The following is a 25,860-nucleotide window of genomic DNA, read 5'->3' as shown; positions in this document are numbered from 1 at the left end:
ATGACTGAAACCGGCACTTACTCTGGCTGGTTTGACTGTGGCGTTAATTTGTTTAGTCAGCAGTTTGCCGGACAAGAACAGCAAATCTGGCAACGGGCCCAACATGCCGGGGTCAATAACATGCTGCTTATTGGCTCTGATATTGCAGAGAGCCGTCAGAATCAGCAGTTTTGCAGCGGCCATTCCGGTTGCTACACCACCGCCGGCGTCCATCCCCATCAGGCTGCTAACGTAGCCGCCGAATGGCTGGAGCAGCTTCGCCAGTTACTTTCACTGCCAACCGTAGTCGCAGTTGGCGAGTGCGGCCTCGACTTTAATCGTGACTTTTCCCCGAGACCGGTGCAGCAGCACATTTTTGCCAGTCAGTTGCAACTGGCAATACAACTGCAAATACCGGTTTACCTGCATGAACGTGACGCGTTTACCACCCAATTGGCCATGTTAAAAGAGCAGCAGGTAAACCACGGGGTGGCCCATTGTTTTACTGGCGACACCAGTCAGCTTAAAGCCTATCTCGACTTAGGCCTTTACGTAGGCGTTACCGGCTGGATATGTGACGAACGCCGTGGCCAGAGTTTACAGCAGGCAATACACTATTTACCGCTGGATAGAATGTTGCTGGAAACCGACGCCCCCTATTTGTTGCCGCGAACCATTAAACCTCGCCCCAAAAATAACGAACCTGCTTTGCTGCCTGCCATTGCAGCTGAAATTTGCCGTTTAAAAAGTATCAGCAGTCAGCAATTAGCAGACATTACCACCGAAAACGCCCACAGGCTATTCTCCCTCAGCGGATTGCAGGCATGAACATAAACGCACTACTGTGGCTGGGAGCCGGGGTATTTGCAGGTGTGCTACTGATGGCCATTATCATGGCGTGGTATTTACGACGCTGGCAACGCCTGCACACCGAGCAACTAGAGGCCAGAATGCAAGCACAGCAACTGGAACTGCAAATTGCTTTAGATGAGCTGGCGGAAAAAAACCGGCTGCTGGAACAACAGAATATGCTCGACTCGTTAAGCGGTATCTTTAACCGGGCCTGCTTTGACAAACGGCTTAACAATGAACTTAAACGTAGCCGGCGTGAACAGACCTCGCTTGGCCTGGTGTTTGTTGATATCGATCACTTTAAAAGAATTAATGACACTCATGGCCATTTGGCCGGAGATGCCGCCATCCAGCAAATAGCCAGTGCGCTCGCAGCCAGCTTAAAACGTAGTAGCGATGCCGTGTTTCGCTATGGTGGTGAAGAGTTTGCGTTATTGCTGCCGGGAACATCACTGGCAGGTTGTATAGAGCTGGCAGAACATGCCAGACTTAATATCAGCCGTACGCCTCTGCAGATAGGATCACTGAGTTTAAATGTGACCCTTAGTGCTGGCTGCTATGCCGCAGTGGCTGATGCCAACAGTAGCAGCAACGGGTATATCTCAGCAGCCGATAGCGCACTTTATCAGGCAAAACATCAGGGCCGCAATCGTACAGCCAGCGCCAGTACTATCGTCAGCCCAATCATTAAGGGATCAGTAAATGAAAACTAACCGTTTTTTCCCGGCCAGCCGGCCACGTCGGATGCGTGAGCATGATTTTAGCCGACGATTAATGGCTGAGCATCAGCTTACGGTAAACGATCTGATTTACCCGATGTTTATTATCGAAGGTGAAAACCAACGGCAAAGTATCGGCTCAATGCCAGGTATTGAGCGTCTTAGCCTGGATTTACTGCTTAGCGAAGCGCAAGAGCTGGTGGCACTTGGCATTCCGGCCATTGCACTGTTCCCGGTAACGCCTGCCGACCGCAAATCCTTATCCGCAGAAGAGGCCTGGAACCCGGACGGACTGGCTCAACGTGCTGTGCGCCTGCTAAAGCAGCATACTCCCGAGCTTGGCATTATTACGGATGTCGCACTGGACCCTTTTACCACCCATGGTCAGGACGGTATTATTGATGACCACGGTTATGTGCTGAACGACATCACTACCTCTGCTTTGGTTAAGCAAGCGCTGTCACATGCCGAGGCGGGTGCAGACATTGTTGCCCCCTCAGATATGATGGACGGCCGGATCGGCGCAATTCGCGAAGCGCTGGAAGAAGCAGGTTTTGTTAATACCCGCATTCTGGCGTATTCCGCTAAATACGCCTCCAGTTACTATGGGCCGTTTCGCGATGCGGTGGGTTCCGCCAGCAATTTAAAAGGCGGCAATAAAAAGAATTATCAGATGGACCCGGCCAACAGCAATGAAGCACTGCACGAAGTGGCGATGGATCTGGAAGAAGGCGCCGATATGATTATGGTGAAACCCGGTATGCCTTACTTAGATATCGTGCGCCGGGTAAAAGATGAGTTTGCTGTACCAACCTTTGCTTATCAGGTTAGCGGCGAATACGCGATGCATATGGCGGCTATTCAGAACGGCTGGCTGGCAGAGCAACCGGTGGTAATGGAATCCTTGCTGGCGTTTAAACGCGCCGGCGCAGATGGCATTTTGACTTACTTTGCCAAGAAAGTGGCTACCTGGTTAAAGCAGGCTTAAATTCAGGCCTGCTTTGCAGCTGCAGCCTGAGGCCTTGCAATGGCCAGGGTAATCAGTAGTGGCAAATGATCTGACGCTATTTTTGCCTGCTGCGATCCCGGAATATCGACCGCCGTCACTGCCACTGCCTCACTGACGTAAATATGGTCTATCCGAATCGCAGCGAAGCGACTGGGAAAGGTTCCTCTTGGACGGTGCCCTTCCAGCAGCGTCTGAGCATCGGTCAGTTTTTGCCCCAGCCGGCGACATACTTCTGACCCAGGCTGAGCATTTAAATCTCCACAGAATATTACCGGCCCGATGCAATCAGGATGGCTGAGCCACTCTTCGCCCAGCAACGCGTCAATTTGGGCCAGCCGCTCCCGGGCTTTTAAGCCCAGATGGGTGTTGATGATATTAACCTGCTGACCATGCAGCTCAACTGTTGTCCAGATAGCACCACGTGGCTCCAGTTTTGGTTTATTTGCTAGGCCGGGTAATGCCCCCGCTTTTACCAGCTTTAATGGTAAATGGGTTAAAATGGCGTCACCGTACTTTTCTTCTTCCAGATGCATTGCCGGATGAAAATGAAACTCCATTTCCAGCGCTCTGGCAATCAGCTGCGCCTGATCCTGGCCCTGAGTGCGATTGCGCCCCACATCCAGCTCCTGCAATACCACCACATCTGGTTTAGCCAGGGCAATGACTCTGGCAATCCGTTCTATATCCACTTTGCCGTCCAGGCCGATACAACTATGCACGTTATAAGTCATTACTCGCAGGCTGTGACAGCACTCCGGGTTGCTGACCGCACGGCCAGCCGGCTTGGCTGAACCCCTGCCCAGCTGTTGCAGCGCAGCGTGGTAGATATCTGCTGGCCTGATGTAACCACAAGGCGTATCAGGCAGCATCACATCTTCCGGCAACAACGCAAAACCATGGGTCTCTGCCGGGGTTGCACCGGCATGCGCGCCGTTTTCATCAGCAAAAGACTGTGCCTTTACGCCTTTGCGCCAACCCATAATCACCAGATCGCCGGCATCCGGATGCTGGCACAACCGCAGAATATCGTCACTGACACCGTCCAGAAAGGGATGATCCGCACCAAAAATTTTGGCTTTATCCTGTGGCAGATAAAAATCACCGTCTGCCGTTGTCGCCCGCACCCGATCCGGCCCCTCCACCACCAGCACCAGTGGCACTTTATGCGTACCAGCCAGCTCTGTTGCCAGCAAACGACTGTCGGTGTCAGTTAATGAGGTACCGGCATAAATGTGCCCCACCGGCCCCTGCGCCGCGACCTTGATCCCGTTATCCGCTGCTGTCTGGTCGTTGCCATTATTTACGGCAAACATCCATTGTACTTTATTACCGCCTAATAAGCGGGCCCGCTGAGTTTGTTCGCTGCCGGTTACTTTGCGCTGCAGGCCGGCCGGCAATGAAGTCAGCTTTTCAAAACTGGCATATACCGCCTGCTGCAGCGGATAACCCTGCAGCACATGATAGGGCGTGACTTTGGCCTGGCCGTGATCAGAATAAAGCCACACCTGATAACTGCGCCATTGCGACCGGTGTGCGGCACGCCAGAGCCGGGCAATGCTGTCATCGATACCCTTTAAGGTCCAGTGGGCAAAAAGCGATGAGGGCCCACGGCGGTGCGACTGTTCATCGTATCCAAGAAAATTGATATGCACCACCGGCAGGCCCCGGGCAATATCCATCTTACCGCCGATAACACAAAGCTCCCGCAACACGATTGATATCGCAATCCTGGCCGGAATGAACTTTAATTCACTGAGAAAATCCTGACCTTTGATAATGCCGCGGCAAAAGTCGACGATTGCCAGACCCAGCTCCAGAAAAAACAAACCGATAATCCGCAGCACGCTGTATAAATTACTTAGAAAAAGCCCCAGCAATACAAAGGGGTTGGCGGCACGCAACGCGGTACCCCACCCCATCGTTGCAGCACAAAAATGTGATTCCGCCGCGCCACCGGTGTAAATATTGGAATAGGTACTGCCGTCCTGCAGCAACGCGGACTTGCTTTGTTGTTGCAAGCCCTGCTCGACCTTTGCGGCCGTGTCAGGTTGCAGCATCCGGACAATTTTGCCGGTTTGCCGGTGACGGAATGAAAAAGCCGGAACGGCTGTTTTCACACCATAAAACAGTTCTGCCTGCACAGCAGGCGTGGTTGCTGGCAAACCACTGTAATGCGCCTGCAGTTTATAATGCTCGCGCTGCAGCAAGCGTTGTAAGAATGGCATTTTACCGTGCTTTAATGCCTGTTGTAATTGTGGCTGTGCCAACCCATCGATCTGGATCATGATCAGACCCGGGCGGACACCCGAACCTTCTGACACCGATAACCGCAGCAGTTTGGTAAACCAGTGACTGCGGCTAAGGCTGCGCATCAGCCAACGACACCATACTTCGACCCGACTGATCATTAGGCTCTCCGGACAGTATTAACCAATAAAGGACACTAAAAAAATAAAAAGGTGCTGTAACCCGGGTTCATTCTTTACTGGTGGCTATTTTATCATCTGTAAATAAACTACTACTCACCGCCGTGGTACCAGCAACAGCGACACTGCTTAAAATATCCCACTCGGCTTTTATCCAGGCCAGCACATCTTCCCAGTCTCTTTCTGTTTTTGGCTCGGCAGGCACAGTATTCAGTACCGAACGAAAGCACTGTAAAGCTTTTGCAGCCGAACGTGACATAGCAAAACCTTCTGCGGTGTGTAATGCCCCCCGACTCAGGGCTGTCATCTTAGCGGGGCTGTCTATCAGCTGCCCCAATGCCGTCGCCAGTGCCTGTGCTGTTTTCTGATTTAGTAACATACCATTTTGCTCATGTACCACAACCTCCCGCACGCCGGGAGCGTCAAAGGCGACGACGGGGAGTCCTGCAGCCATTGCCTCTGTCACTACCATACCCTGGGTTTCACTGGTCGAGGCAAACGCGAATACATCCATGGCGTGCAAGGCATCGGTAAGGGATTGCTGCTGCAGTATACCGGTAATATGCAACCGGTCTGCGACCCCGGCTTCTTTAAATATAGTGCGGATTGACTGTTCAGAAGGTCCTACCCCCACTACCAGAAAGTGGGCCTTTAAATGCGTGCCAATGGCTTCTGCCACTGCCTGGCTCAGTACGTCAAGGTTTTTTTCAGGCGCTAACCGACCAAGGTGGCCGATAACCACCGCATCTGACGGAATGCCCAGCTGCCGACGTACCCGATCACCATCGCCACGAGCAAACCTTTCCAGGTACACGCCGGTAGGGATAACCGCAACCGGGCTGCTGACCCCCCGCTGGTGCAGTAAATCAGCAATGCTCTCGCTTGGGGCAATAACCTGATCGCACAGGTTGGCATAGCGGGTAGCCAGCGCAATAGCAAAATGCTTCATTGCTTGCGAGTCGCCCGGCACATAATGGGTATAGCGCTCATACAAGGTATGATGGGTAAATACCAGAGGTATCTTGCGATAGCGGGCGGTTCGCAGTGCACTCATTCCCAGCAGGAACGGATGCTGGGAATGAATAATATCAGGTTTGAATTTATCAAGGATCTGGCTGAGCTTGTGATGAAAAGGCAGTGCTACCGAGAAGTCGGTCGCATTAAAATTCTGAATGGCAGCAATGCGCACAACATCAAGTTCATCCTCAGGCATACCTGCAAACTCAGGTGCTACCACCAATACCCGGTGTCCCAGCTTCCGGTATTCGGTCACAAAAGCTTCAACCGAACGCGCGACGCCTCCCACGTGTGGGGTATAGGTATTGGTAAAGATGACAATATTCATCTGCTGGTGCTCCGTTTTTTTAAGTTAACCTTTCCTGACGTTTCAGCTGCTATCGACAGGGCCTGATAACCCGGTAAACAGATCTCCAGCTGCGGTCCTTCTGCGGTATGCCAGTCTGCCAGCCAGTGCAGCACCACCTGATCATCCTGCTGATGACTCAGTGTTATGCTGATACTGCCAAAACGGGTAGGCGCGGGTCCAAACCGGATAACATTTTCGTTGTTCAGCCAGCGATCTGGCACTCCGCCGGCCAATACCAAATGGTTCTCTTCCTCACGTACAAAACAATTTCGGACCATTAACAGCCATTCGGCAGCAGCCCAAACGTGGTGGCCATCTCCCATACAGCCGCCGCCCGTACCCGGGTGAATGGCTTCAGGCCATTGGCCGGTAGGCGACGCCAAGCCGGCCACGCTGTCCATTAGCACCAGATAGCGCGGGTCATTGTTGCGCAATAAAATCTGGGCAACATGCAGGGTTAAATACGCATTCAACCCTGAGTGAATCATGTCCTGATAGAATGCATCCTGAACAAAACAGCGTTTTAGCAAAAACTCCACTGTGTCAAGCAAGCGGGGGTCGTCAGGGCGACACAATTGCGCCGGATAACCAAGAGCCAGCGAACCAATGGCTCCTGCATCCAGCCGCCGGTAAGGTGACGCCGGCATACCAGGCCGATTCAGTCGGTTGGCACAGTGCTGTAAGCTGTTATCTATTGCCCCACTGAATTCCGCCGCAGCGTCGGTAAACTCCTGTTGCAGCTTAGGGTCCACCTTTTCAAAAATCCTGGCCGCAGCCTGTAATCCGGCAACCCCCCAGAAGTCGTCCCAGTAATAATAGTCGTTTGGGCCCAAATGCTCGGCACTGAAACCAGCGGGTAATAATCCGGCGTGCGGGGTGTCGAGCTTATCTGACAGGCGTTTATTAATAATCCAGCGCGCACCTTTTTTTAGCGGGCTATGCCAGTCAGATGACAACTCGCGGCCGGTCAGTTCTGCGTAGCGTTGCAGGATCCACAGCACTTCGCCATTTGCATCCCATTCTCCTTCCTGTGAGCGAAAGTAACCTAACAGCGTTTGTCTGGCCGGAAACTGCTGCAAAGCCCGGGCGGCGCGTTCGGTAAGACCGGCACACAATAACGCATGAATAATAAAGGCGGCATCTCTGAACCAGAAACGTTTATAAGTGTAGGGCCCGGGATACACATCTTCGGGTGAATGCAGGATCAAGGAGTTTATCGCTGCGCCATATAAAAACTGATAGTGCTGATCCGGACATTGTAGCTGACAGCACTTTTGTTGCTCTGCCTGCCAGGCACCTGATTGCAATTGCGGTTGTGCTGCAGAGTTTAGCGGCACTGTTACTGCTATTTCATGCCAGTCATTTTCCGGCATTTTAAATAACGCGGCAGCCGTAACCATGCCAACATCACACAGACCTTCTGTCTGTTGCTGAGCATCAGCAAGGTGAATATAGACATCACCTTTTTTATAGGCCGATACATGGTAGCGATCAGCCGGCCGGCTGAACTGCACGCGTTTCTTATCATCAACTAGCCATTGGTTGTGTTGCTCATTTAGCGCTACTTTATGAATAAAACTGACACCCTCGGGGTTTTGTGGCCGCAAGGCCAGTACCAGATAGCCTGCTTTATCAGCTTTGGCCTTCAAGCGCATTTTTACCACCGGCACTCCGTCTTCCAGTGCCACCCAGGCTTTATTCTGTAAAATCATCCCCTGCTGGTGGGTGGTGGTGGTAATACTGACATCACCGGCAACGGTTATTTGCTGCTGGCTGTCATCTGCCCGCGACGGCAGCAGATACTCGCCATGTTCCGGCATAATCCAGCTATCCAGCGACCAGCTGTCTAAAAATGGGGTGAGCAGTCCCCTCGGGTCAACGATTGGTAGCTCAGGACAATCCGGGTAACCGATCGCGGTCCAGTTGCGATGGGTCAGGTTAATATGGGTAATTGAAAATGCCCGTGGTATAAACGACTGATCATTTGGGTCAAACTGGCGTTCAATCCAATATGGCCAAACCCAATCCAGGTTATGCTGAATCACCCTGCTGTTAATTAAACCACGGGCATGAAATACCACGCCCGCTCTTAGCAGTTCAATGGGTTCACCCACTTCAGAGGGTTGAGCAAAATTGTGTAACTTGGCCAGTAACGCCACAGGATCAATAAAACCATGCTTATGGGCGACATAGCGCACCACGTAACGCCAGGGCAACCACTTTAACCAGGTCATGCCAAAGGCTCCTTATCAGTGTTTTGCTTGGTATATGTGGTCAGCGCCCGGTTTGCCAGCCGGTTCAGATAAATAATAATAGCCACCGCGGCGATAAAACCACTAAGGTATAAGGCCCACTCCCAGCCCGAGCGTTGCTGTGCACCAAATTCGAACGTCGTGATATCGGCCACTAACGAGCCCAAATACACGTTGTGAACAGTAAAGGGAATAAAACCAAGCAACGAACCGGCAATATATCCGCGCAACGAAAATTGGGTTAAACCAAAAAAATAATTTGATATTTTGCTTGGGAAAAATGGGATAAGGCGGGTGAGCAACACTATCTTCCAGTCATTTTTGGACAGTTCTTTATTAACCAGCTGTAGCTTTGCCCGGGCCATTATAAATTGCCTTGCTCGCTGGCCAAAGGTGTAACGCGCCAGCAAAAAGGCTATTGTTGCTCCGAGCGTAGTGCCTAGCACCACATAAACGGAGCCCTGCACCACGCCAAACACAAAGCCGGCACCGATGGTAAACAACGCACCGGGTAACAGCAGTACCACGACCGCCGCCATAATCATCATAAACAGCAATGGTGCCCAGGCACCCTGTTGCTTAAACCACTCCAGTAATGTTAATACCTCGGTATGGACGCCAAAATACACCAGCAAGCCAAGCACCGCCGCAACAAACAACACACTGCCTGCTATACCCTGTAAGGCTTTGCTGGTGCTGCTTTTCTGCTTTGGCCGTGTTGCTGTTTTACTGTCAGTGGCTACCGGGTCCAAAATAACGACTCCTCTGGCTCTGTTGTCCGAAGAATTGTTCGCAGCGCAGTGACGCAAAATATAATCGTCTTCTGTAAAACCGTTATTGACGAAGTAGTAACTGGCAAGCTGCGCCATGGGTTAGCGGGTCGCCGGATCTCAGCATTCAGGCGTAGCACGCGCCGCGGATACTAAATAGCATAAAACAAGCTTAGGATACTGCCCTGACTATCGCCAGCCAGTTTAGATATGTCAATTACCAGCGGAAAACGCAGCGGCTTAATAGCTGCCAGTAGCTGCTGCGTACTGTTGGCATGTGTTCACGTTATGGCTGACGGCTAACTAGCCACCCAGTGACCGGCATCATTCTTATGGTACTTCTGTTTTACTGCGGCCCAGGCTACTTTATGTGCTACCTCTTCGCGGCTGTCATCACCCTGCCGGTCATCAGGGCTTTTATACTGATCCCAGGCGCTGTTGAATGCAGCCTGATATATTTCCTGGGCATGTTCAGGTAATACATTTTGGACAGCATCGGGTAATTCACTGCGTTTATGGTATGGCATCTTGCTGCTCCTGTAGATTGACTACTGAATAACAATTGACAGCAACCCTCGTGCCATCCTTACAGACAATGGAGTAAATTCGGATTGGCGTTATAATTGCTCAATAACGTTAATTATTGTTGAGATAAATTATAACGCTAATAAACCAACACTCTCATTAAAGGAGCGATAAATGAAACTTAAGCTACTCGTATTATCAGCAACTGCCGCGGGCTTAGCTGCCGGCTGTAACCCTGATCCACGTCCCTCATCAAGCCCAACAGGTAATGCGACTCCGGTGGCTGAACAGCCTCGCACGTTAGCTGATGCCAATAGCATGATTGTTTATATGAACAAGGTCACACCGGATGAAGTGGGCCAAAGGGCAGGTACCGTTACCGTGATGCAAACTGAAGATGGTCTGCAATTCACTCCCAACGTATTAGGCCTGACTGAAGGACAGCATGGTTTTCATATTCATCAGAACCCCAGCTGTGAGCCTGAAATGATAGAGGGCAAAAAAGTTGCTGCGGCCGCTGCCGGCGGCCATTACGACCCTGAAAATAAAGGTCAGCACACAGGACCACACGGCGATGGCCATAAGGGTGATTTACCCATGATAGAAGTTGATAGCGCAGGCAATCAGCAACAGGTGACCATTAAGGACCTGAGCCTCGATGAGCTTAAGGGCCGTTCATTAGTGGTTCACATGCGCCGTGATGATTATAGCAGTAACCCTGCGGGTGACAGTGGCCCGCGTATTGCCTGCGGCATCATTGATTAATCGGCAATATTTACAAGCGGGCAAGGTAATAGTTACCTGAAAACGACTTGGCAGTAATCTACCTAATCAGCAGCTGCCAGCCAGCCAGCTGCTGATATTGTACTTCCTGCTCTAATTCGGCGCGCATTAGCGGATGTTGTTCCAGCCAGTTTGCCGGCATATACAGGTTCAGGGTTTCTGCTTTAGTGGTTATTCTGACTTCAGGCAGTACTTCGTGGCGGCGACGCATCGATAGAATTACCGCCAGGCGCAAGATACGGGTTAACCTTACCGTTAGCAGAACGGAGGTCATGGTCTGGCGGGCAATCACTTCCCGACTGATATCTGCCCGATGATTATGCACCAGCGCCATCACCAGCTGTTGCTGGGCACGGGTAAAACCAGGTAAGTCGGAATGGTTAATAATGTAAGCGCCGTGATGATGATGGTTTTTATATTCTATCAGTAAGCCAAGCTCGTGCAGCAAAGCGCCCGAGCGCAACATGCTCAGACCTTCAAATTTGTCGACATCCCAGCGTTTTTGCAATTGACCGGCCAATTCCACCGCCATATCCGCGACCCGCTCTGCATGGCGCTGGTCAATAAAGTAACGCACCATCAAACTGCTTACCGTACGGTTGCGCACATCGCTATGCTGTAGCTGCGGTAGCATGCTATACAGCACCCCTTCACGCAGCGCGCCGCCCGATAATGTCATACCATCAATACCTAACACCCGGAACAAGGCGATTAGAATAGCCAGACCCGAGGCAAAAACCTGCTTGCGCTCCTGCGCCAGACCAACAATATTTAACTGTGTAACCGGGCCACAGGCCATAGCCTGTTGCATTATATCTTCCAGTTTACTCAGGGTAATCACTTCATCTTTACCCTGCGCAACCAGAATTTCCTGCACAGCCTGCACCGTGCCTGAAGCCCCTACCGCTATTTGCCAGCCCGTCGCCAGAAACTCAGCACAAATAGTATCTACCTGCAGTTCGGCAGCACCAATCGCCTGATTGAAATTATCTTCACTGAGTTCGCCATCGCCAAAATAGCGCTCAAGAAATGTTACGCAGCCCATATTCAGGCTCGCGAGCAACTCAGGGGTAAAACCACGACCAACTACCACTTCAGTACTGGCACCACCGATATCAATCACCAAGCGGTTAGAATCACAATTTGAGGTATGAGCCACACCCAGGTAAATAATGCGGGCTTCATCGGCGCCGCTGATCACCTGGACATTCTGGCCCAGAATAATTTCAGCTTCTTTCAGGAAAGTTTTTACGTTTTGGGCCAGCCGCAGGGTTGCGGTGCCAACTATCCGAATATTCGCAGCCGGGATATCCTGCAGCCTTTCGGCAAACAATGCCAGACATTCCCAGCCACGTTTCATAGCCTTGCGGCTGAGGACTAAATTATCATTCAAGCCCGCGGCCAGCCGGACTTTGCGTTTTACCCGGCCAATAACCTGCACAGAACCGCCAACCACTTTTACCATCAACATGTGAAAGCTGTTCGAGCCAAGATCAATCACCGCATAGATATCGCTATGCGGTGATGTGTCACCAGAATGCTCCGCAATGACCAGCGGCGCAAGATTAGCGGGGGCGGCTGCGGGGGTTTCTTGAGCCATTACTACTGCGTCCACTGTTGCCCCGGCCCGGACCACTGCGAGCCTGTCCCGGACGACGACGTACCCGTGGTTTAGGTACCGTTAGATCGTCCAGTAAGGCCGTAGCATCATACTGAGTTAGCGCTATCGTGTGCTTAATGTAGTCTTCGATAGCGGTTAAATTCAGGGCGTAACGTTCGCAGGCAAAACTGATGGCTTTACCACTTTCGCCGGCACGACCGGTTCGGCCAATCCGGTGTACGTAATCTTCGCAATCGTCCGGCAGATCATAATTAAATACATGGCTTACTTTAGGAATGTGTAAGCCACGGGCAGCAACGTCGGTTGCAACCAGAATATCGAGTTTGCCGGTGGTAAAATCATCCAGAATTTTCAGTCGTTTTTTCTGGATCACATCGCCGGTCAGCATGCCAACCCGGTGGCCATCGGCCTCCAGCCAGGCATAAACATCTTCACAGGCGTGTTTGGTGTTAGCAAAAACAATGGCCTTATCTGGCCAGTCTTCTTCCATTAGCGTCAGCAGCAACTTCATTTTGTGCTCATGCGCCGGGTAAAACAATTCTTCGCTGATCTGGCTGCCAGTCATTTCATCGGGTGCCACGTGAATATGCACAGGCTCGTTCATTTTTTCAAACGCCAACTCCTGCACCTTATAAGACAAGGTGGCAGAGAATAATAAACTTAACCGTTCCGTCGCCGGTGGCATCCGGTTAAACATGAAACGAATGTCTTTTATAAAGCCTAAGTCGAACATCCGATCGGCTTCATCCAACACAACAACCTGAATCTGATCAAGCTCATACAAGCCTTGCTTAAGATAATCTATCAGACGGCCAGTGGTGCCAATTAAAATATCTACACCTTGTTGCAATAATTGGCGTTGAGTATCGTAGCCCTCACCCCCATATATTAAGCCAAGACGTAAATTGGTTTTCTGCGCCAGCATTACAGCATCGTTATGGATCTGCACTGCCAGTTCACGCGTAGGAGCCATAATAATGGCACGTGGTTGTCCTGAACCTTTCGGTTCATGGTTCAGCAGATAATGAAAAGTTGCCGTTAAAAAAGCCAGGGTTTTACCGGTGCCGGTTTGGGCCTGACCCGCTATATCCTTACCTGCAAGCGCCAGGGGTAAACACTGGGCCTGAATTGGCGTACAATAGCTATAACCTTGCGCCGCTAAGGCGTCAAGAACCTGTGGTGCCAATGCGAAATCGGCGAATTTATGTGAGGTTAAGTGAGTTTTATTCATACCTGCCTAGCATAACTGTTACGCTTGCAATAAGAAACAGCCACGTTTAAATTGATAACACATTTTTGCAGTGTAACTGCACAGCCTGAACGGAGAAATAGATGAGCGAACAAATTTTACAGGTTTCTGACGACAGTTTTGAAACTGATGTTTTAAAAGCCGAAGCGCCAGTGTTGGTCGACTTCTGGGCAGAATGGTGTGGCCCTTGTAAAATGATCGCACCTATTCTGGAAGACGTTGCGGCAGAATACAGCGGCAAAGTCAGCATTGCTAAAGTCAACATTGACCAGAACCCGAATACACCACCAAAATTTGGTATTCGTGGCATTCCAACCTTACTGTTGTTTAAGAACGGTCAGGTTGCCGCTACCAAGGTTGGTGCGCTATCAAAAACCCAATTAAAAGAGTTTTTAGATAGCAATATCTGAAAATGACCAAAAAGGCGTATTTTTGTACGCCTTTTTGCTGTTCGCTGCTGGACGTGCTAAACATCAGCTGCTATTGTGTGGCTAAGCAAATATCTTAAACCACGCTTGTCTGTCGAATAAACCAACTTCCAAACCTTTGTTATCGAGCCGATAAGCATTTTCTGTTTTTACCAACAAGAACCCATCAAACTATGCATTTAACAGAACTGAAACTGAAACCAATTAGCGAACTGGTTGATTTGGCCGAGTCTATGGGCCAGGAAAACATGGCCCGCCTGCGTAAACAAGACATTATCTTCGCAATACTAAAAGCACACGCTAAGAACGGTGAAGAGATTTTCGGTGCAGGGGTATTGGAGATTCTGCAGGATGGTTTTGGTTTCTTACGTTCGTCTGACAGCTCATATTTAGCTGGCCCGGATGATATTTACGTATCACCCAGCCAGATCCGCCGCTTTAATTTGCGCACTGGTGACAGCATTTCCGGTTTAATCCGGCCACCCAAAGAGGGCGAGCGCTACTTTGCCCTGTTAAAAGTTAATGAAGTTAACTTCGGTCGGCCAGAGCAAGCCCGCAACAAAATTTTATTTGAAAACTTAACCGCTCTGCATGCCAATTCACGGCTGCGGATGGAACGCGGTAACGGTAGCCGGGAGGATATCACTGCCCGGGTACTGGATTTAGCATCGCCGATTGGTCGTGGTCAGCGTGGCTTAATTGTGGCCCCGCCAAAAGCCGGTAAAACGATTTTGCTGCAAAACATTGCTCAGTCAATTGCCGCCAACCATCCTGAATGTGTATTAATGGTGCTGTTAATTGACGAGCGGCCGGAAGAAGTAACGGAAATGCAACGCCTGGTAAAAGGCGAAGTTATTGCGTCAACCTTTGATGAGCCCGCCAGTCGCCACGTTCAGGTAGCTGAGATGGTGATTGAGAAAGCCAAACGGCTGGTTGAGCATAAAAAAGACGTGATTATCCTGCTCGACTCTATTACGCGTTTAGCCCGTGCCTATAACACCGTTATTCCAAGCTCTGGCAAAGTACTTACCGGTGGTGTTGATGCGAACGCCCTGCATAAACCTAAGCGCTTTTTCGGTGCCGCCCGTAATGTGGAAGAAGGCGGGAGCTTAACCATTATTGCTACAGCGCTGGTTGATACCGGTTCAAAAATGGACGAAGTAATATACGAAGAGTTTAAAGGTACCGGTAACATGGAGCTGCATTTATCCCGGAAGATCGCAGAGCGTCGTATTTTCCCGGCAATCGACTTTAATCGTTCAGGCACCCGTCGCGAAGAGCTGCTGGCATCGCCGGAAGAGCTGCAAAAAATGTGGATCTTGCGCAAAATTCTGCACCCGATGGACGAAAGTGATTGTATGGAGTTTTTAATCGATAAATTATCAATGACCAAAACCAATGATGAATTTTTCGATTCGATGAAACGGCAAAAATCATAAATAAACAAACCGGCCCTCGCGCCGGTTTTTTTATGGCTGTAATTCACTACCTGGTTTAGAAATAACAAGAGGAAAAAGCAATGACACCCCCTCGTATCGTGGTGATTGGCGGTGGTGCCGGCGGCCTGGAGCTGGCAACCCGGCTGGGCAATAAGTTGGGCCGGAAAAAACGCGCCCATATTACGCTGGTTGACCGTAACCATACCCACATCTGGAAACCGCTGCTGCATGAAGTCGCGACCGGCACCCTGGATGTTGAAATTGACCAACTTAGTTACCGGGCACATGCCGCCAGCCATAATTTCGAGTTTCAGCTAGGCAAGTTTACCGGAATCAATCGCGAGCAACGCACCGTTACCCTGGCCGCCATTGCCTCAGCAGATGGCGAGCAGCTACTTGCGGAGCGCGAGCTTAGCTACGATTATCTGGTGTTAGCCATCGGCAGTATATCCAATCACTTTAATACCCCGGGTGTGGCCGAGCATTGTATTTTTCTGGACAGTCCGGCGCAGGCACATCGCTTTCAGCGCCGTTTACTCGATGCCTATCTGAAATTAAATTCGCCAGAGCACCCCAAAGATAAGCTTAATATTGCGATTGTTGGTGGCGGTGCAACTGGGGTGGAACTCGCTGCTGAGTTGTATCATGCCGCAGCAGAGCTGAATTTATACGGTTTCGCTGATTTACGCTCGGAACGTTTAAATATTCATTTGGTGGAAGCCGGGCCACGTATTTTACCTGCATTGCCTGAGCGTATTGCCAGTGCCGCCCATAAAGAACTGCTGAAACTGGGGGTCAAGGTCCGGGTTGATACCCGGGTCACCGCGGCTAATTCGCATGGTTTAACCTTGGGCGATGAGCAGCTGGATGCGGAACTGATGGTATGGGCTGCTGGGATAAAAGCCCCCGACTTTATGCAGGGGCTGGCAGGGCTGGAGAGTAATAGAATTAATCAGCTGCTGGTTAACTCAAACCTGCAAAGTAGTCGCGACCCTAGTATTTACGTCATTGGCGATTGTGCCGCCTGTCCTTTAGCAGAGGGTAAATGGGTGCCGCCTCGGGCCCAGTCAGCCCATCAAATGGCCAGTCTGGTGGCTAAAAACCTGATTGCCTCGCTTAACCAGAAACCATTGCACACCTTTAAGTATAAAGATCATGGTTCACTTATCTCGCTTAGTCGGTTTGGCACCGTGGGCAGCTTAATGGGTAATCTGGTGGGCGGCGCGATGATGATTGAAGGCCGGATTGCCAGGCTGGCTTATATCTCGTTATACCGAATGCATCAGGTTGCCTTGCATGGCTGGCTGAAAATGCTGATTATTTCACTGGTTGCCCGCATCAACCGGATTGTTCGGCCGCGGCTTAAATTGCACTAACTCCTGTAGACCAAACGGGCCTGTTTAGCAGGCCCTTTGCCAACACCGGGTTACTATTAACCATTGCCTTTAACCGATAGTATGGTGCACCAACGCTGTCGTTTCTGGCATTTGGGTGTGAATACTCAGCGCCTGCAGGTATTCTTTATGGGCTATTTCTGCCGCATCACGACTGGCAGCATGAACGGTCGCCAGCCTGTCGCCCTGCGTAACCCTGCTGCCAGCAGGCAGAATATGGCTAAAGCCCACCGCCGGGTCTATTTGCTGGCTGGGGTGTGAGCGACCGCCACCTAAACGCACCACCGCCATACCCAGACCAACGGTATTGTGATAACTCAAATAACCACTTTGCGGCGCAACAATATCCTGCACCACGGGTGCGCTGGCTAAATACTGCTGAGGCTTTTCCAGTAAATTGACTGGACCACCCAGCTCAGCGACCATTTTAGTGAATATTTCCGCTGCCTTGCCTGAACTTAAGCTATGCTCCAACGCGCTAATCGCTGCAGCTTTATCGCTATGCAGCCCACCCAGCATTAACATACTTGCACCCAGCTCCAGGGTCAGTTGATGCAAGCGTGGCTCGCGATATTTCCCGGTCAAGTAGTCCAGCGTTTCAATAACTTCCAGCGCATTACCTGCGGTGCTTCCTAAAATCTGATTCATGTCAGTGATCAAGGCGCGGGTGGCCACACCGGCACCGGTAGCGGTATTCACAATGCTGGTTGCCAGGGCACTGGCATCATTTGCTGTGGCCATAATGGCACCATTGCCTACCTTCACGTCCATCACCAGGGCATCGAGGCCTTCAGATAGCTTCTTTGATAATATCGAGGCGGTTATCAGCGGTATTGACTCTACCGTGGCCGTGACATCGCGAATGCCATACAAGCGGCGATCTGCCGGCGCCAATTCGCTGCTCTGGCCGACAATCACGCAGCCCAGTTGCGGCAGTAATTGCTCTATCCGGCTTAAACTCTGGGTACAGCTGTAGCCAGGTATACTTTCCAGTTTATCCACCGTGCCGCCGGTATGGCCCAGACCGCGACCGGCAATACTGGGCATAAAAGCACCACAGGCCGCAACCATCGGCGCCAGCATCAGGGTGACCTTGTCCCCTACGCCGCCGGTACTGTGTTTATCTACTACCGGGCCATTTAAGCGGCCCTGCCAGTTAAGCACCGTACCAGAATCCCGCATGGCTAAGGTCAGCTCAACAATTTCACTTACTGCCATACCATTTAAGTAAATAGCCATCGCCAATGCCGCCGCTTGACTATCGCTGAAGCTATCGTCAGTTAACCCTTTAACAAACTGGCGAATATCATCATGGTTTAACGGCTTGCCGTTGCGCTTTGTTTTAATAATTTCCTGCGGAATGGCCATGGTTAACTGTCCTTACTGATTTTTTCGCTAGCTGCCAGATAAGTGGGGGTAAATGCATCAGGTAGTAACTGCTGCAGGGTCCAGCTTTGCTGCTGCCCTAAGTGATTACTGCTGGCAATAGGGGCATCTGGCGTAAAGAATTCAGCAATGACCTGGCGGCATATACCACAAGGCGGCGTCAGCTTAAGTTGTGGGGTGTACACCAGTAAAGCGACAAATTTACGCTCACCGGCCACGACCGCTGCGGCAATGGCATTACGCTCGGCACATACTGTGCCGCCGTAAGAGGCATTTTCAACGTTGCAACCGTGATAAATCTGGCCACTTTGGGCCTGAACTGCCACGCCCACCGGGAACTGACTATAAGGTGCATAGGCCTGCTCAGAGGCCGTTTTGGCGGCAGCATTCAGTGCTGCCCAGTTAATTGCTGTCACGCGGGATAACCTGCTAAATTACGGCCGTACAGTGTTGCCGCGAAATGACTGCAGGTCAAGCCTGCCGGTTAATCATTTGTTAGTTTTTAAGGGTAAAAGCATCGGCATCCAAATGGGCCGGAAACGCCTGGCGGTATTGTGCCAGCGCGCTGGCGTTAAGGGTGGTATTGATGACTCCGGCCTCGCTTTTAGGCAAGCTGGCCAGCAACTGGCCCTGATAGTCAATTACCACACTATCACCACTGTAGTGAATATCGTTACCATCCCGACCTATCCGGTTTACCCCCAGCACAAAAGCCTGATTTTCAATGGCCCTGGCCACTAACAAACTGTTCCATGCATGGCGCCGCGCTGCCGGCCAGTTAGCGACGTAGATCAGCACGTCATAGTCATTCTGGTTACGGCTGAATACCGGAAAACGCAGGTCGTAACATACCTGCAAACAAAAGCGCAGGCCGCGCCAACGCACGATCACCCGTTCCCGTCCTGCCTGATACGCCTGATGCTCACCTGCCATCCGGAACAAATGCTTTTTGTCGTAATAAGAGACCGCACCATCCGGAGTAACAAAATACATACGGTTTACATAGCCGCCAGTAGCATTTCGCACTGCAACCGAGCCCGTTATCGCGGCATTTAACTGTTTAGCCTGGGCAATTAACCAATCCCGACCGGGCCCGCTTTCGGCTTCGGCTATTTCAGCACTTTGCATGCTAAAACCGCTGGTAAACATTTCCGGCAGTACCACCAGATCCGTTGCCGGCAGTTTAGCCAGCAGCGCACTGAACTGCGCCAGATTGGCCGCACTATCCTGCCAGTGCAGCTCGGTTTGCAGCAAACTCACGTTTACAACTGACATAACACCTCCGCCGCCTGGTTTAAGGTTGCCGGCGTTTTGGCAAAACAAAAGCGAATAAGTTTGCTATCGGCTGGCAGGCGGTAAAACACACTAAGCGGTATAGCCGCTACTTTGTGCTCAATGGCCAGCCAGCGGCAAAATTCCACATCCGCCATGTCACTGATTGCTGCATAATCTGCTAGCTGAAAATAGGTCGCGGCGCTGGTTAACAAGCGTAATCGACTGCTACTTAAGGCCATAACTAACCGATCGCGCTTTTGCTGATAAAACGCTGCCAAGCCGCTCACCTGCTGTGGCTGGTTTGCCAGCATATCGGCAATGGCGTATTGCGCCGGGCTGAAGCTGGAGAACGTCACATACTGATGAATTTTCCGAAATTCTGCACTTAATGCAGGCGGCGCTATGCAATAACCCAGCTTCCAGCCGGTAACATGAAAGGTTTTACCAAACGACGACACAATAAAACTGCGCTCAGCCAGCGCCAGATAACAATTGGCACTAAGCTGCGGTGCGCCATCAAATACCATATGCTCGTAAACTTCATCACTCAGACAATATAAGCCATGTTGACACACCAATGCCTGCAGAGCCTGCCAGTCGGTATGGTTAAATACCGTAGCACTGGGGTTATGCGGGCTGTTAACAATAATCAACTTGGTTCGCGAATTAATCGCTGCCGCTACCTGCTGCCAGTTCACGCTAAAGTCCGGGGCCTGCAGGCTCAGATGCACGGTACTGCCGCCCGCCAGCTTAACCGCCGGCGCATAACTGTCATAAGCCGGGTCGAAAACAATGACTTCATCGCCAGGTTGCACCAGAGCCTGAATCGCCACAAACAACGCTTCGGTAGCACCAGAAGTCACGGTAATTTCCGTGTCAGGGTTGATCGTGCGCTGATAACAGCGCTTCACTAAACGACTAATTTGCTGGCGCAACGGCAAAATACCTGGCATTGGCGCATATTGGTTGGCACCATGCAGGCTATGGTAACTCAGCTGCTGTAACAGATAGTTATCCGGCTCAAAGTCAGGAAAACCCTGCGATAAATTAATGGCTTGCTGCTCAGCAGCCAGCTGGCTCATCTGGCTGAAAATACTGCTACCTAACGTCGGAAGTTTTGAGTGTATGGCCATATGCTCAGAAAAAGTTGCCAAAACCAGAGCGAATGCTATCATTCAGCCAGTTTTGTGTATAGACATCTAAATGTTTAAACGTTTAGCTGTCAAGCATGATGGTTCACAGCAGATTGAATGACAGGCTTTTATGAATAACGCTGCGCAGCTACATCAACTTAACCCCAACGCCATCGCCTTGTGTACTCTGGGTCGCTGGGTCGCCAGTCGCCAATGGGTACCCGCAACCGGCGGCAACTTCTCTATTCGTAGCGGTGAAAACAGTGCACTGGTAACCGCTTCGGGCAAAGACAAAGGCGAGCTAAGCCCGCAAGACTTACTGCCGGTCAGCTGGCAGGGTCAGCAACTTAGCTGCAGCGGTATGCCATCGGCCGAAACCGCGCTGCATGCCATGCTGTATCAGCTGAACCCGGCGACCAAAGCGGTACTGCATACCCATTCGGTGCAGGCTACGGTGTTTTCCCGCTTAATCAGCCAGGATAATTATTTGTTTGCCGGCTATGAGATGCAAAAGGCCATTAGCGGTATCAGCAGCCATGAGCAGCTGTTATCTCTGGCTATTTTTGATAACACTCAGGATATCCCCGCGCTGGCTCTGCAGCTTAAACAGCGCTGGCACAAACAACCGCTGCAATATGGCTTGCTGGTACGCGGTCATGGCCTGTATGTCTGGGGTAACAGCCTGGAGCAGGCAAAAAGGCATTTAGAAGGCTGGGAGTTTCTTATAAACTGCGAACTGGAACGTTTTAAAATTGCAGGCTTGCCGTGAATTATAGCGCCATTATTACCGATATTGAAGGCACCACCAGCCGGATCAGCTTTGTTACCGAGGTATTATTTCCTTATGCCGCCAAACATTTACCGGATTTTATCCGCCAGCACCAGGCAAAGCCTGCGGTGGCTGCCGAGCTGGACGCAGTGCGTGATCTTATGCAGCAAGCAGATGGCGACACCGAAAGCTGTATTGCCCAGTTACTAAACTGGCTGGCGGCCGATAAAAAGGTGACTCCCCTGAAAACCCTGCAAGGCATGGTTTGGGCTGATGGCTATCAAAGCGGTGCTTTTACCGGTCATGTTTATGCCGATGTCGCCAGCAAACTGGCCGACTGGCACCACCAGGGTATTAAGTTGTACGTATACAGCTCTGGCTCTGTTGCGGCGCAGCAGCTGCTGTTTAAACACAGCGATGTTGGCGATTTAACGCCACTTTTTACTGGTTACTTTGATACCCGTATTGGTGCCAAGCAAGATGTATCGGCCTATGCTGCCATTTTACAGCAGCTACAAATGCCGCCACGCGAGGTGCTGTTTTTATCAGACGTGGTTGCTGAACTCGACGCCGCCAGCGAACTGGGCATTGATACGGTGCAACTTATCAGGGAAGGCCAGAGTGCAGGAAAGCACAAAACCGCCAGCGATTTTAATCAGGTACCGGAGCGTCTGCAGTGAGCCACCTAACCGTATATAACGACACCGATCCTAAACACGTTTTACTCGACAGCGGTGATGTTACCGTTATCCAGCAACAGCTACAGCTTGCCGGGGTGAAATTTGCCCAATGGCAAGCCAACGCACCTGTTGCAGCAGATAGCAGCGCTGAGCAGATCCTTCACGCTTACGCCGATGAAATAGCGCGCTTAAAAGCCAAAGAAGGCTATATTACGGTTGATGTTATCTCCCTTAACCCTACCCATCCGGATAAACAGCAATTGCGGCAAAAATTTCTGGCTGAGCATACCCACAGCGAAGATGAAGTGCGGTTTTTCGTTCGCGGTCAGGGCCTGTTTTGCCTGCATATCGATGATAAGGTGTATCAGGTATTGTGTCAGCAAAATGATTTAATCAGCGTACCGGCCAATACCCCGCACTGGTTTGATATGGGCAGTGCGCCGGATTTTACTGCCATCCGCTTATTTAATAATCCCGATGGCTGGGTCGCCCACTTTACCGGTAATCATATTGCCGCGGCATTTCCGCTGCTGGCATAACGCACGTCGCGTTATCGAACCAACTTGGTGCGAAGGCAATAAATTGCACAGACCGTTTTTAGCTATGCTATTGTTTTTAAAATTATTTTAGCTTACAAAGAAAAGTGGTTTAACTTTTGCAGCCAAATTGTCATCACAAGCTCGTATAATACGCCTTGTATACTGGCCTGCATCAGACTCCAGGTAATAAAAACATGACTATTCAGACGCCACTGCGTGGCTTGCGCTGTTTTTGCGTAGCTGCCGAGTGTTTAAGTTTTAAAGAAACTGCCAAGCAGCTGTATTTAACGCCATCAGCGGTCAGCCACCAGATAAAACAGCTGGAAGATAACTTAAACCTCAGTTTATTTGAGCGCAAAACCCGCGCTATAGCTTTGACAGAAACCGGTAAGCGTTTTTATCAGGAAGTACAGCCGCTGCTGGCCCAGCTGGCCGACACTATTTCCCAGTTCAGTCAGGTAGAGCGCATGCAGGAAGTCAGCATTTCGATGCCGGAGTTTTTTGCCAGTGAGCTGTTTGTACCCAAGCTTATTGGCTGGTCGGCGCAATACCCGAATATCAACTTAAAACTGGAAACAGTTAAATCACGGCGCGATAGCCCGAAATATACCGATTTATCGATTATTTTGTCCGGTAAAAAGCCCGAAGAAATACAAGCTTACGATTTATTTCCAATAAGCTATGTACCTGCCTGCAATCCCAAGCTGTATGAGCAAATTCATGGCAAAAGCTACCGGGCACTGGAAAAAACCCCACTTATTTTGCATCAGGCACGGCCGCATGCCTGGCATCAGTGGGCCGAGCACGTCGGCTACCATAACTTTAAACCAAAACAAATTATTCAGCTCGACAGCATGTTCAGCGTCGCCCGCGCCGCGCAGCAGGGGTTAGGTGTGGCGCTTATTCCACTTCCGATAAGTCAAAGCTGGTTTAGTAGCGGCAGCCTGGTCAGGTTGTTTGAGCAAGAGTTGCTAAGCCGCGATCGTTATTACCTGGTCCGGCACGATGACGACGCCAACCGGCCGGAAATTCAATTGCTAATTGACTGGGTATTAAAGAGTTTTCAACCAGCGAATGGCTGAGAACCCCATGATTAGCGGTTGTTTACAGCAGCCTTGTGTGACAGTGGCGGTACTGCTACTGCCAGATCATAGGTGAATTTTTTTAACTTATCAGTGTGATTTATCTCGTTTGTCAGACCAGTTGCTACTGGCTAAAGTATCCCTGTCGCCGCGAAACTTTTACTACGAAAGGTCGGTGACCCAAATTTAAACCAAGGGAGAATACGACATGACATTTACAGCCAAAAAATTTGCTACCGCCGTGGCACTAAGCGTGCTGGCCTCAAGTCCATTTCTCGCTTTTGCTGCGAGCAATGGTTATAAAATGGTGTTAATTGAAGACACCCCGGGCGTGACAACCATTCAGGCCGGTCAGTTACAGCAAGGCATCAGCGAAGTGACTAACTATCGCGGTGCTGAGGCAGACAGCTTCTCATTACACATGAGCCTGTGCGTAGCGTACAGCCGCTTAAACCAGATTGACCAGGCGCAAAGCGCTTGCTCTAAAGCAGTAAGCCTGGCGCAAAGCACCGCCGCCCTGCCAGCTGATGCCAAGCGTGAAATGCGCGCCCTGGCTTACAGCAATCGCGGCGTTATGCATGTACTGGCCAGCGATAAAGTTGCCGCACTGGCAGATTTTAAACGCGCGGTATCGTTACAAAACAACGATATTAACCAGCACAACCTGGCACGCTTAACTGCCGATATTAACGGCACTGAAACTAATCAAATTGCCTATAACAGAGCGGAATAAGCTGTTTTAAGCAAAACCTGTTTTAACTTTAACCGATTTAACGGTAAAAAGTTTTACCCCGTTTTACCCTCGTCCTTTGCCCGGTTAATTTAACCGGGCTTTTTTTATCTGCAGAATCTCAAAATATGCTAAGCAAACTGTTTTAGCACCCCACTGGCAATATCTTGCTGCGAGTACACACCCGTATCCAATACCCAGCCGGTTACCAGACTGGCGGGGGTTACGTCGAACGCAGGGTTAAATACCGGCGCGTTTTCTGGTGCCCAAATGATCTTATCTAAGCCTGTCTGGCCGAAGGCACCGCTGACGCCGCGCACTTCATCACCGTCACGCTGTTCTATTGGAATAACACTGCCGTCAGGGCAATTTAAATCGACCGTGGTGTGCGGCGCGACCACGTAAAACGGTACCTGATGATATTGCGCCAGTACAGCCAGGGCGTAGGTGCCGACTTTATTGGCAAAATCGCCATTGGCGGCAATACGATCAGAACCGACAAAAATGCGGTCGACCTGGCCGCGGGCCATTAACATGGCGGCCATATTGTCGCAAATTAGCTGATACGGAATACCCAACTGCTGACACTCCCAGGCGGTTAAACGGCCACCTTGCAGCAGTGGCCGGGTTTCATCGACCCACAGCCGGATATTTTTACCCTGTTGATGGGCTAAATTAATCACCCCCAGCGCGGTACCTACGCCGGCAGTAGCCAGGCCACCGGTATTGCAGTGGGTAAGCAACTGTTCGCCCTGCTGCACCAACGCCGCCCCGTGGCCAGCCATTTGCTGGCAAAGCGCGACGTCTTCAATAAACAGCGCCTCGGCGCAAGCTACCACGGCATTGGCATAATCAGCTTCGGTCAGTGCTTGCAGCATGCTGTCAATATTGTTCATCAGGTTTACCGCGGTAGGCCTGGCAGCACGCAAAATTTCAGCATCTGCCCGCAATTGCTCACGGCTGGCGCCCTGCTCTGCCCGGCAGGCCAACAGCAGGCAGGCACCAATACCAATGGCTGGCGCGCCGCGCAATTGCAGCTTTTTAATCATTCCAACCATATCAGCCACGCTGCTGCAGTTAAGCCACTGCTGACGATGTGGCAGCAAGGTTTGATCCAGCACCAGCAATTTACCCTGTTCGGTTTTAAGGCTTAATGCTGTTAAATTTTGCATGACTTATTCCTTTTTAACACCGTGCAACATATTGCAGACGGCTATCGGGTTTGCGATTATGCAGCTCTGTTTTTGGCATTACAAGTAACCGGATCCTTAATGAGCGAATACAAAACCTTTACCAGCGATGATGCAATGGCTTTTGCTGATCAGCATAGCGAACTGTTTGGCGAGCACAGCAAACTCACGGCCAAAGAGTTTGGTGATGGTAATCTGAACTTGGTATTCCGGGTAGAGAATGATAAAGGCACCTCACTTATTGTAAAGCAAGCGCTGCCCTAT

General features: G+C 50.8%; 24 protein-coding genes and 1 pseudogene. 13 read left to right on the top strand and 12 right to left on the bottom strand.

Going from position 1 to position 25,860, the window contains the following annotated elements:
- From ABY802_RS04020 to hemB, 3 genes are read left to right on the top strand one after another with little or no spacing between them, the layout of a single operon-like run.
- Positions 1-807, top strand: coding sequence for a TatD family hydrolase (locus tag ABY802_RS04020; protein WP_372625722.1), 807 nt, complete (start codon positions 1-3; stop codon positions 805-807).
- Positions 804-1,544 carry a GGDEF domain-containing protein gene (locus ABY802_RS04015; protein ID WP_372625721.1) on the top strand — a complete coding sequence of 247 codons (741 nt, stop codon included), beginning with the start codon at positions 804-806 and terminating at the stop codon, positions 1,542-1,544. Before ABY802_RS04020 ends, ABY802_RS04015 begins: the two co-directional genes overlap by 4 nt.
- A complete protein-coding gene (gene hemB / locus ABY802_RS04010; RefSeq protein ID WP_372625720.1) occupies positions 1,534-2,538 on the top strand; it encodes a porphobilinogen synthase in 1,005 nt (334 codons plus the stop codon). The genes ABY802_RS04015 and hemB overlap by 11 nt, the downstream gene beginning before the upstream one ends.
- A 2-nt stretch (positions 2,539-2,540) precedes the next feature.
- Here the strand turns inward: hemB and ABY802_RS04005 are convergent, their stop codons facing one another.
- From ABY802_RS04005 to chaB, 5 genes are all read right to left on the bottom strand, one after another.
- Entirely contained in the window at positions 2,541-4,967 is a 2,427-nt protein-coding gene (locus tag ABY802_RS04005) for an endonuclease/exonuclease/phosphatase family protein (RefSeq protein ID WP_372625719.1), read from the bottom strand.
- Positions 4,968-5,034: 67 nt separating this feature from the next.
- Entirely contained in the window at positions 5,035-6,330 is a 1,296-nt protein-coding gene (locus ABY802_RS04000) for a glycosyltransferase (RefSeq protein ID WP_372625718.1), read from the bottom strand.
- Complete coding sequence (locus ABY802_RS03995; RefSeq protein ID WP_372625717.1) at positions 6,327-8,585, bottom strand: hypothetical protein; 2,259 nt, start codon at positions 8,583-8,585, stop codon at positions 6,327-6,329. Before ABY802_RS03995 ends, ABY802_RS04000 begins: the two co-directional genes overlap by 4 nt.
- The gene (locus ABY802_RS03990; RefSeq protein ID WP_372625716.1) at positions 8,582-9,472 is read right to left on the bottom strand and encodes a TVP38/TMEM64 family protein; all 891 of its coding nucleotides are present in this window, start codon (positions 9,470-9,472) and stop codon (positions 8,582-8,584) included. The genes ABY802_RS03995 and ABY802_RS03990 overlap by 4 nt, the downstream gene beginning before the upstream one ends.
- Positions 9,473-9,672: 200 nt before the next feature.
- Positions 9,673-9,900 (bottom strand): putative cation transport regulator ChaB, encoded by a 228-nt coding sequence (gene chaB / locus ABY802_RS03985; protein ID WP_372625715.1) that lies wholly within the window; start codon positions 9,898-9,900, stop codon positions 9,673-9,675.
- Positions 9,901-10,072: 172 nt separating this feature from the next.
- Between chaB and ABY802_RS03980 the strand changes: the two genes are divergently transcribed.
- On the top strand, positions 10,073-10,663 hold the full coding sequence (locus tag ABY802_RS03980; RefSeq protein WP_372625714.1) for a superoxide dismutase family protein: 591 nt from the start codon (positions 10,073-10,075) through the stop codon (positions 10,661-10,663).
- Between the two features lie 58 nt (positions 10,664-10,721).
- Here the strand turns inward: ABY802_RS03980 and gppA are convergent, their stop codons facing one another.
- Positions 10,722-12,281 carry a guanosine-5'-triphosphate,3'-diphosphate diphosphatase gene (gene gppA / locus ABY802_RS03975; protein ID WP_372625713.1) on the bottom strand — a complete coding sequence of 520 codons (1,560 nt, stop codon included), beginning with the start codon at positions 12,279-12,281 and terminating at the stop codon, positions 10,722-10,724.
- On the bottom strand, positions 12,247-13,533 hold the full coding sequence (rhlB, locus tag ABY802_RS03970) for an ATP-dependent RNA helicase RhlB (protein WP_372625712.1): 1,287 nt from the start codon (positions 13,531-13,533) through the stop codon (positions 12,247-12,249). The genes gppA and rhlB overlap by 35 nt, the downstream gene beginning before the upstream one ends.
- 101 nt (positions 13,534-13,634) lie before the next feature.
- On the opposite strand from rhlB, the gene trxA reads away from it, so the two are divergent.
- The 3 genes from trxA (at position 13,635) to ABY802_RS03955 (ending at position 16,794) form a co-directional block, all read left to right on the top strand.
- On the top strand, positions 13,635-13,961 hold the full coding sequence (trxA, locus tag ABY802_RS03965) for a thioredoxin TrxA (protein WP_290618272.1): 327 nt from the start codon (positions 13,635-13,637) through the stop codon (positions 13,959-13,961).
- Between the two features lie 191 nt (positions 13,962-14,152).
- Positions 14,153-15,418 carry a transcription termination factor Rho gene (rho, locus tag ABY802_RS03960; RefSeq protein WP_290612559.1) on the top strand — a complete coding sequence of 422 codons (1,266 nt, stop codon included), beginning with the start codon at positions 14,153-14,155 and terminating at the stop codon, positions 15,416-15,418.
- An 80-nt stretch (positions 15,419-15,498) separates the two neighbouring features.
- On the top strand, positions 15,499-16,794 hold the full coding sequence (locus ABY802_RS03955) for an NAD(P)/FAD-dependent oxidoreductase (protein ID WP_372625711.1): 1,296 nt from the start codon (positions 15,499-15,501) through the stop codon (positions 16,792-16,794).
- Between the two features lie 69 nt (positions 16,795-16,863).
- Here the strand turns inward: ABY802_RS03955 and deoA are convergent, their stop codons facing one another.
- From deoA to ABY802_RS03935, 4 genes are all read right to left on the bottom strand, one after another.
- Entirely contained in the window at positions 16,864-18,180 is a 1,317-nt protein-coding gene (gene deoA, locus ABY802_RS03950; protein ID WP_372625710.1) for a thymidine phosphorylase, read from the bottom strand.
- Between the two features lie 2 nt (positions 18,181-18,182).
- Positions 18,183-18,614: a cytidine deaminase gene (locus ABY802_RS03945; RefSeq protein WP_372625709.1), complete on the bottom strand. Its 432-nt coding sequence runs from the start codon at positions 18,612-18,614 to the stop codon at positions 18,183-18,185.
- A 79-nt stretch (positions 18,615-18,693) separates the two neighbouring features.
- Positions 18,694-19,473, bottom strand: coding sequence for an amidohydrolase (locus tag ABY802_RS03940; protein WP_372625708.1), 780 nt, complete (start codon positions 19,471-19,473; stop codon positions 18,694-18,696).
- Complete coding sequence (locus ABY802_RS03935; protein WP_372625707.1) at positions 19,461-20,606, bottom strand: methionine aminotransferase; 1,146 nt, start codon at positions 20,604-20,606, stop codon at positions 19,461-19,463. The genes ABY802_RS03940 and ABY802_RS03935 overlap by 13 nt, the downstream gene beginning before the upstream one ends.
- Before the next feature lie 130 nt (positions 20,607-20,736).
- Here ABY802_RS03935 and ABY802_RS03930 point away from each other — a divergent pair, with 130 nt between their 5' ends.
- The 5 genes from ABY802_RS03930 (at position 20,737) to ABY802_RS03910 (ending at position 24,409) form a co-directional block, all read left to right on the top strand.
- The gene (locus ABY802_RS03930; protein ID WP_372625706.1) at positions 20,737-21,375 is read left to right on the top strand and encodes a methylthioribulose 1-phosphate dehydratase; all 639 of its coding nucleotides are present in this window, start codon (positions 20,737-20,739) and stop codon (positions 21,373-21,375) included.
- Positions 21,372-22,055 (top strand): acireductone synthase, encoded by a 684-nt coding sequence (mtnC, locus tag ABY802_RS03925; RefSeq protein ID WP_372625705.1) that lies wholly within the window; start codon positions 21,372-21,374, stop codon positions 22,053-22,055. Before ABY802_RS03930 ends, mtnC begins: the two co-directional genes overlap by 4 nt.
- Positions 22,052-22,594: an acireductone dioxygenase gene (locus tag ABY802_RS03920; RefSeq protein WP_372625704.1), complete on the top strand. Its 543-nt coding sequence runs from the start codon at positions 22,052-22,054 to the stop codon at positions 22,592-22,594. The genes mtnC and ABY802_RS03920 overlap by 4 nt, the downstream gene beginning before the upstream one ends.
- 194 nt (positions 22,595-22,788) lie before the next feature.
- Positions 22,789-23,676 (top strand): LysR substrate-binding domain-containing protein, encoded by an 888-nt coding sequence (locus tag ABY802_RS03915; RefSeq protein ID WP_372625703.1) that lies wholly within the window; start codon positions 22,789-22,791, stop codon positions 23,674-23,676.
- A gap of 208 nt (positions 23,677-23,884) precedes the next feature.
- A complete protein-coding gene (locus ABY802_RS03910) occupies positions 23,885-24,409 on the top strand; it encodes a hypothetical protein (protein ID WP_372625702.1) in 525 nt (174 codons plus the stop codon).
- A 128-nt stretch (positions 24,410-24,537) separates the two neighbouring features.
- On the opposite strand, the gene mtnA is transcribed toward ABY802_RS03910, so the two are convergent.
- Entirely contained in the window at positions 24,538-25,578 is a 1,041-nt protein-coding gene (gene mtnA / locus ABY802_RS03905) for an S-methyl-5-thioribose-1-phosphate isomerase (RefSeq protein ID WP_372625700.1), read from the bottom strand.
- Between the two features lie 99 nt (positions 25,579-25,677).
- Between mtnA and ABY802_RS03900 the strand changes: the two are divergent.
- Positions 25,678-25,860: pseudogene (locus tag ABY802_RS03900) on the top strand (S-methyl-5-thioribose kinase); the annotation flags it as partial.

Source organism: Arsukibacterium sp., assembly GCF_041616895.1.
Classification (GTDB): domain Bacteria; phylum Pseudomonadota; class Gammaproteobacteria; order Enterobacterales; family Alteromonadaceae; genus Alishewanella.
The sequence above is the reverse complement of the archived record's forward strand: the minus strand, read 5'-3'. Positions and strand labels throughout refer to the sequence as shown.

Bases quoted from the DNA above. Each gene is read 5' to 3' on its own strand.
- ABY802_RS04020 (WP_372625722.1), top strand. From the start codon at position 1: ATGACTGAAACCGGCACTTACTCTGGCTGGTTTGACTGTGGCGTTAAT.
- ABY802_RS04015 (WP_372625721.1), top strand. From the start codon at position 804: ATGAACATAAACGCACTACTGTGGCTGGGAGCCGGGGTATTTGCAGGT.
- hemB (WP_372625720.1), top strand. From the start codon at position 1,534: ATGAAAACTAACCGTTTTTTCCCGGCCAGCCGGCCACGTCGGATGCGT.
- ABY802_RS04005 (WP_372625719.1), bottom strand. From the start codon at position 4,967: ATGATCAGTCGGGTCGAAGTATGGTGTCGTTGGCTGATGCGCAGCCTT.
- ABY802_RS04000 (WP_372625718.1), bottom strand. From the start codon at position 6,330: ATGAATATTGTCATCTTTACCAATACCTATACCCCACACGTGGGAGGC.
- ABY802_RS03995 (WP_372625717.1), bottom strand. From the start codon at position 8,585: ATGACCTGGTTAAAGTGGTTGCCCTGGCGTTACGTGGTGCGCTATGTC.
- ABY802_RS03990 (WP_372625716.1), bottom strand. From the start codon at position 9,472: ATGGCGCAGCTTGCCAGTTACTACTTCGTCAATAACGGTTTTACAGAA.
- chaB (WP_372625715.1), bottom strand. From the start codon at position 9,900: ATGCCATACCATAAACGCAGTGAATTACCCGATGCTGTCCAAAATGTA.
- ABY802_RS03980 (WP_372625714.1), top strand. From the start codon at position 10,073: ATGAAACTTAAGCTACTCGTATTATCAGCAACTGCCGCGGGCTTAGCT.
- gppA (WP_372625713.1), bottom strand. From the start codon at position 12,281: ATGGCTCAAGAAACCCCCGCAGCCGCCCCCGCTAATCTTGCGCCGCTG.
- rhlB (WP_372625712.1), bottom strand. From the start codon at position 13,533: ATGAATAAAACTCACTTAACCTCACATAAATTCGCCGATTTCGCATTG.
- trxA (WP_290618272.1), top strand. From the start codon at position 13,635: ATGAGCGAACAAATTTTACAGGTTTCTGACGACAGTTTTGAAACTGAT.
- rho (WP_290612559.1), top strand. From the start codon at position 14,153: ATGCATTTAACAGAACTGAAACTGAAACCAATTAGCGAACTGGTTGAT.
- ABY802_RS03955 (WP_372625711.1), top strand. From the start codon at position 15,499: ATGACACCCCCTCGTATCGTGGTGATTGGCGGTGGTGCCGGCGGCCTG.
- deoA (WP_372625710.1), bottom strand. From the start codon at position 18,180: ATGGCCATTCCGCAGGAAATTATTAAAACAAAGCGCAACGGCAAGCCG.
- ABY802_RS03940 (WP_372625708.1), bottom strand. From the start codon at position 19,473: ATGTCAGTTGTAAACGTGAGTTTGCTGCAAACCGAGCTGCACTGGCAG.
- ABY802_RS03935 (WP_372625707.1), bottom strand. From the start codon at position 20,606: ATGGCCATACACTCAAAACTTCCGACGTTAGGTAGCAGTATTTTCAGC.
- ABY802_RS03930 (WP_372625706.1), top strand. From the start codon at position 20,737: ATGAATAACGCTGCGCAGCTACATCAACTTAACCCCAACGCCATCGCC.
- ABY802_RS03915 (WP_372625703.1), top strand. From the start codon at position 22,789: ATGACTATTCAGACGCCACTGCGTGGCTTGCGCTGTTTTTGCGTAGCT.
- ABY802_RS03910 (WP_372625702.1), top strand. From the start codon at position 23,885: ATGACATTTACAGCCAAAAAATTTGCTACCGCCGTGGCACTAAGCGTG.
- mtnA (WP_372625700.1), bottom strand. From the start codon at position 25,578: ATGCAAAATTTAACAGCATTAAGCCTTAAAACCGAACAGGGTAAATTG.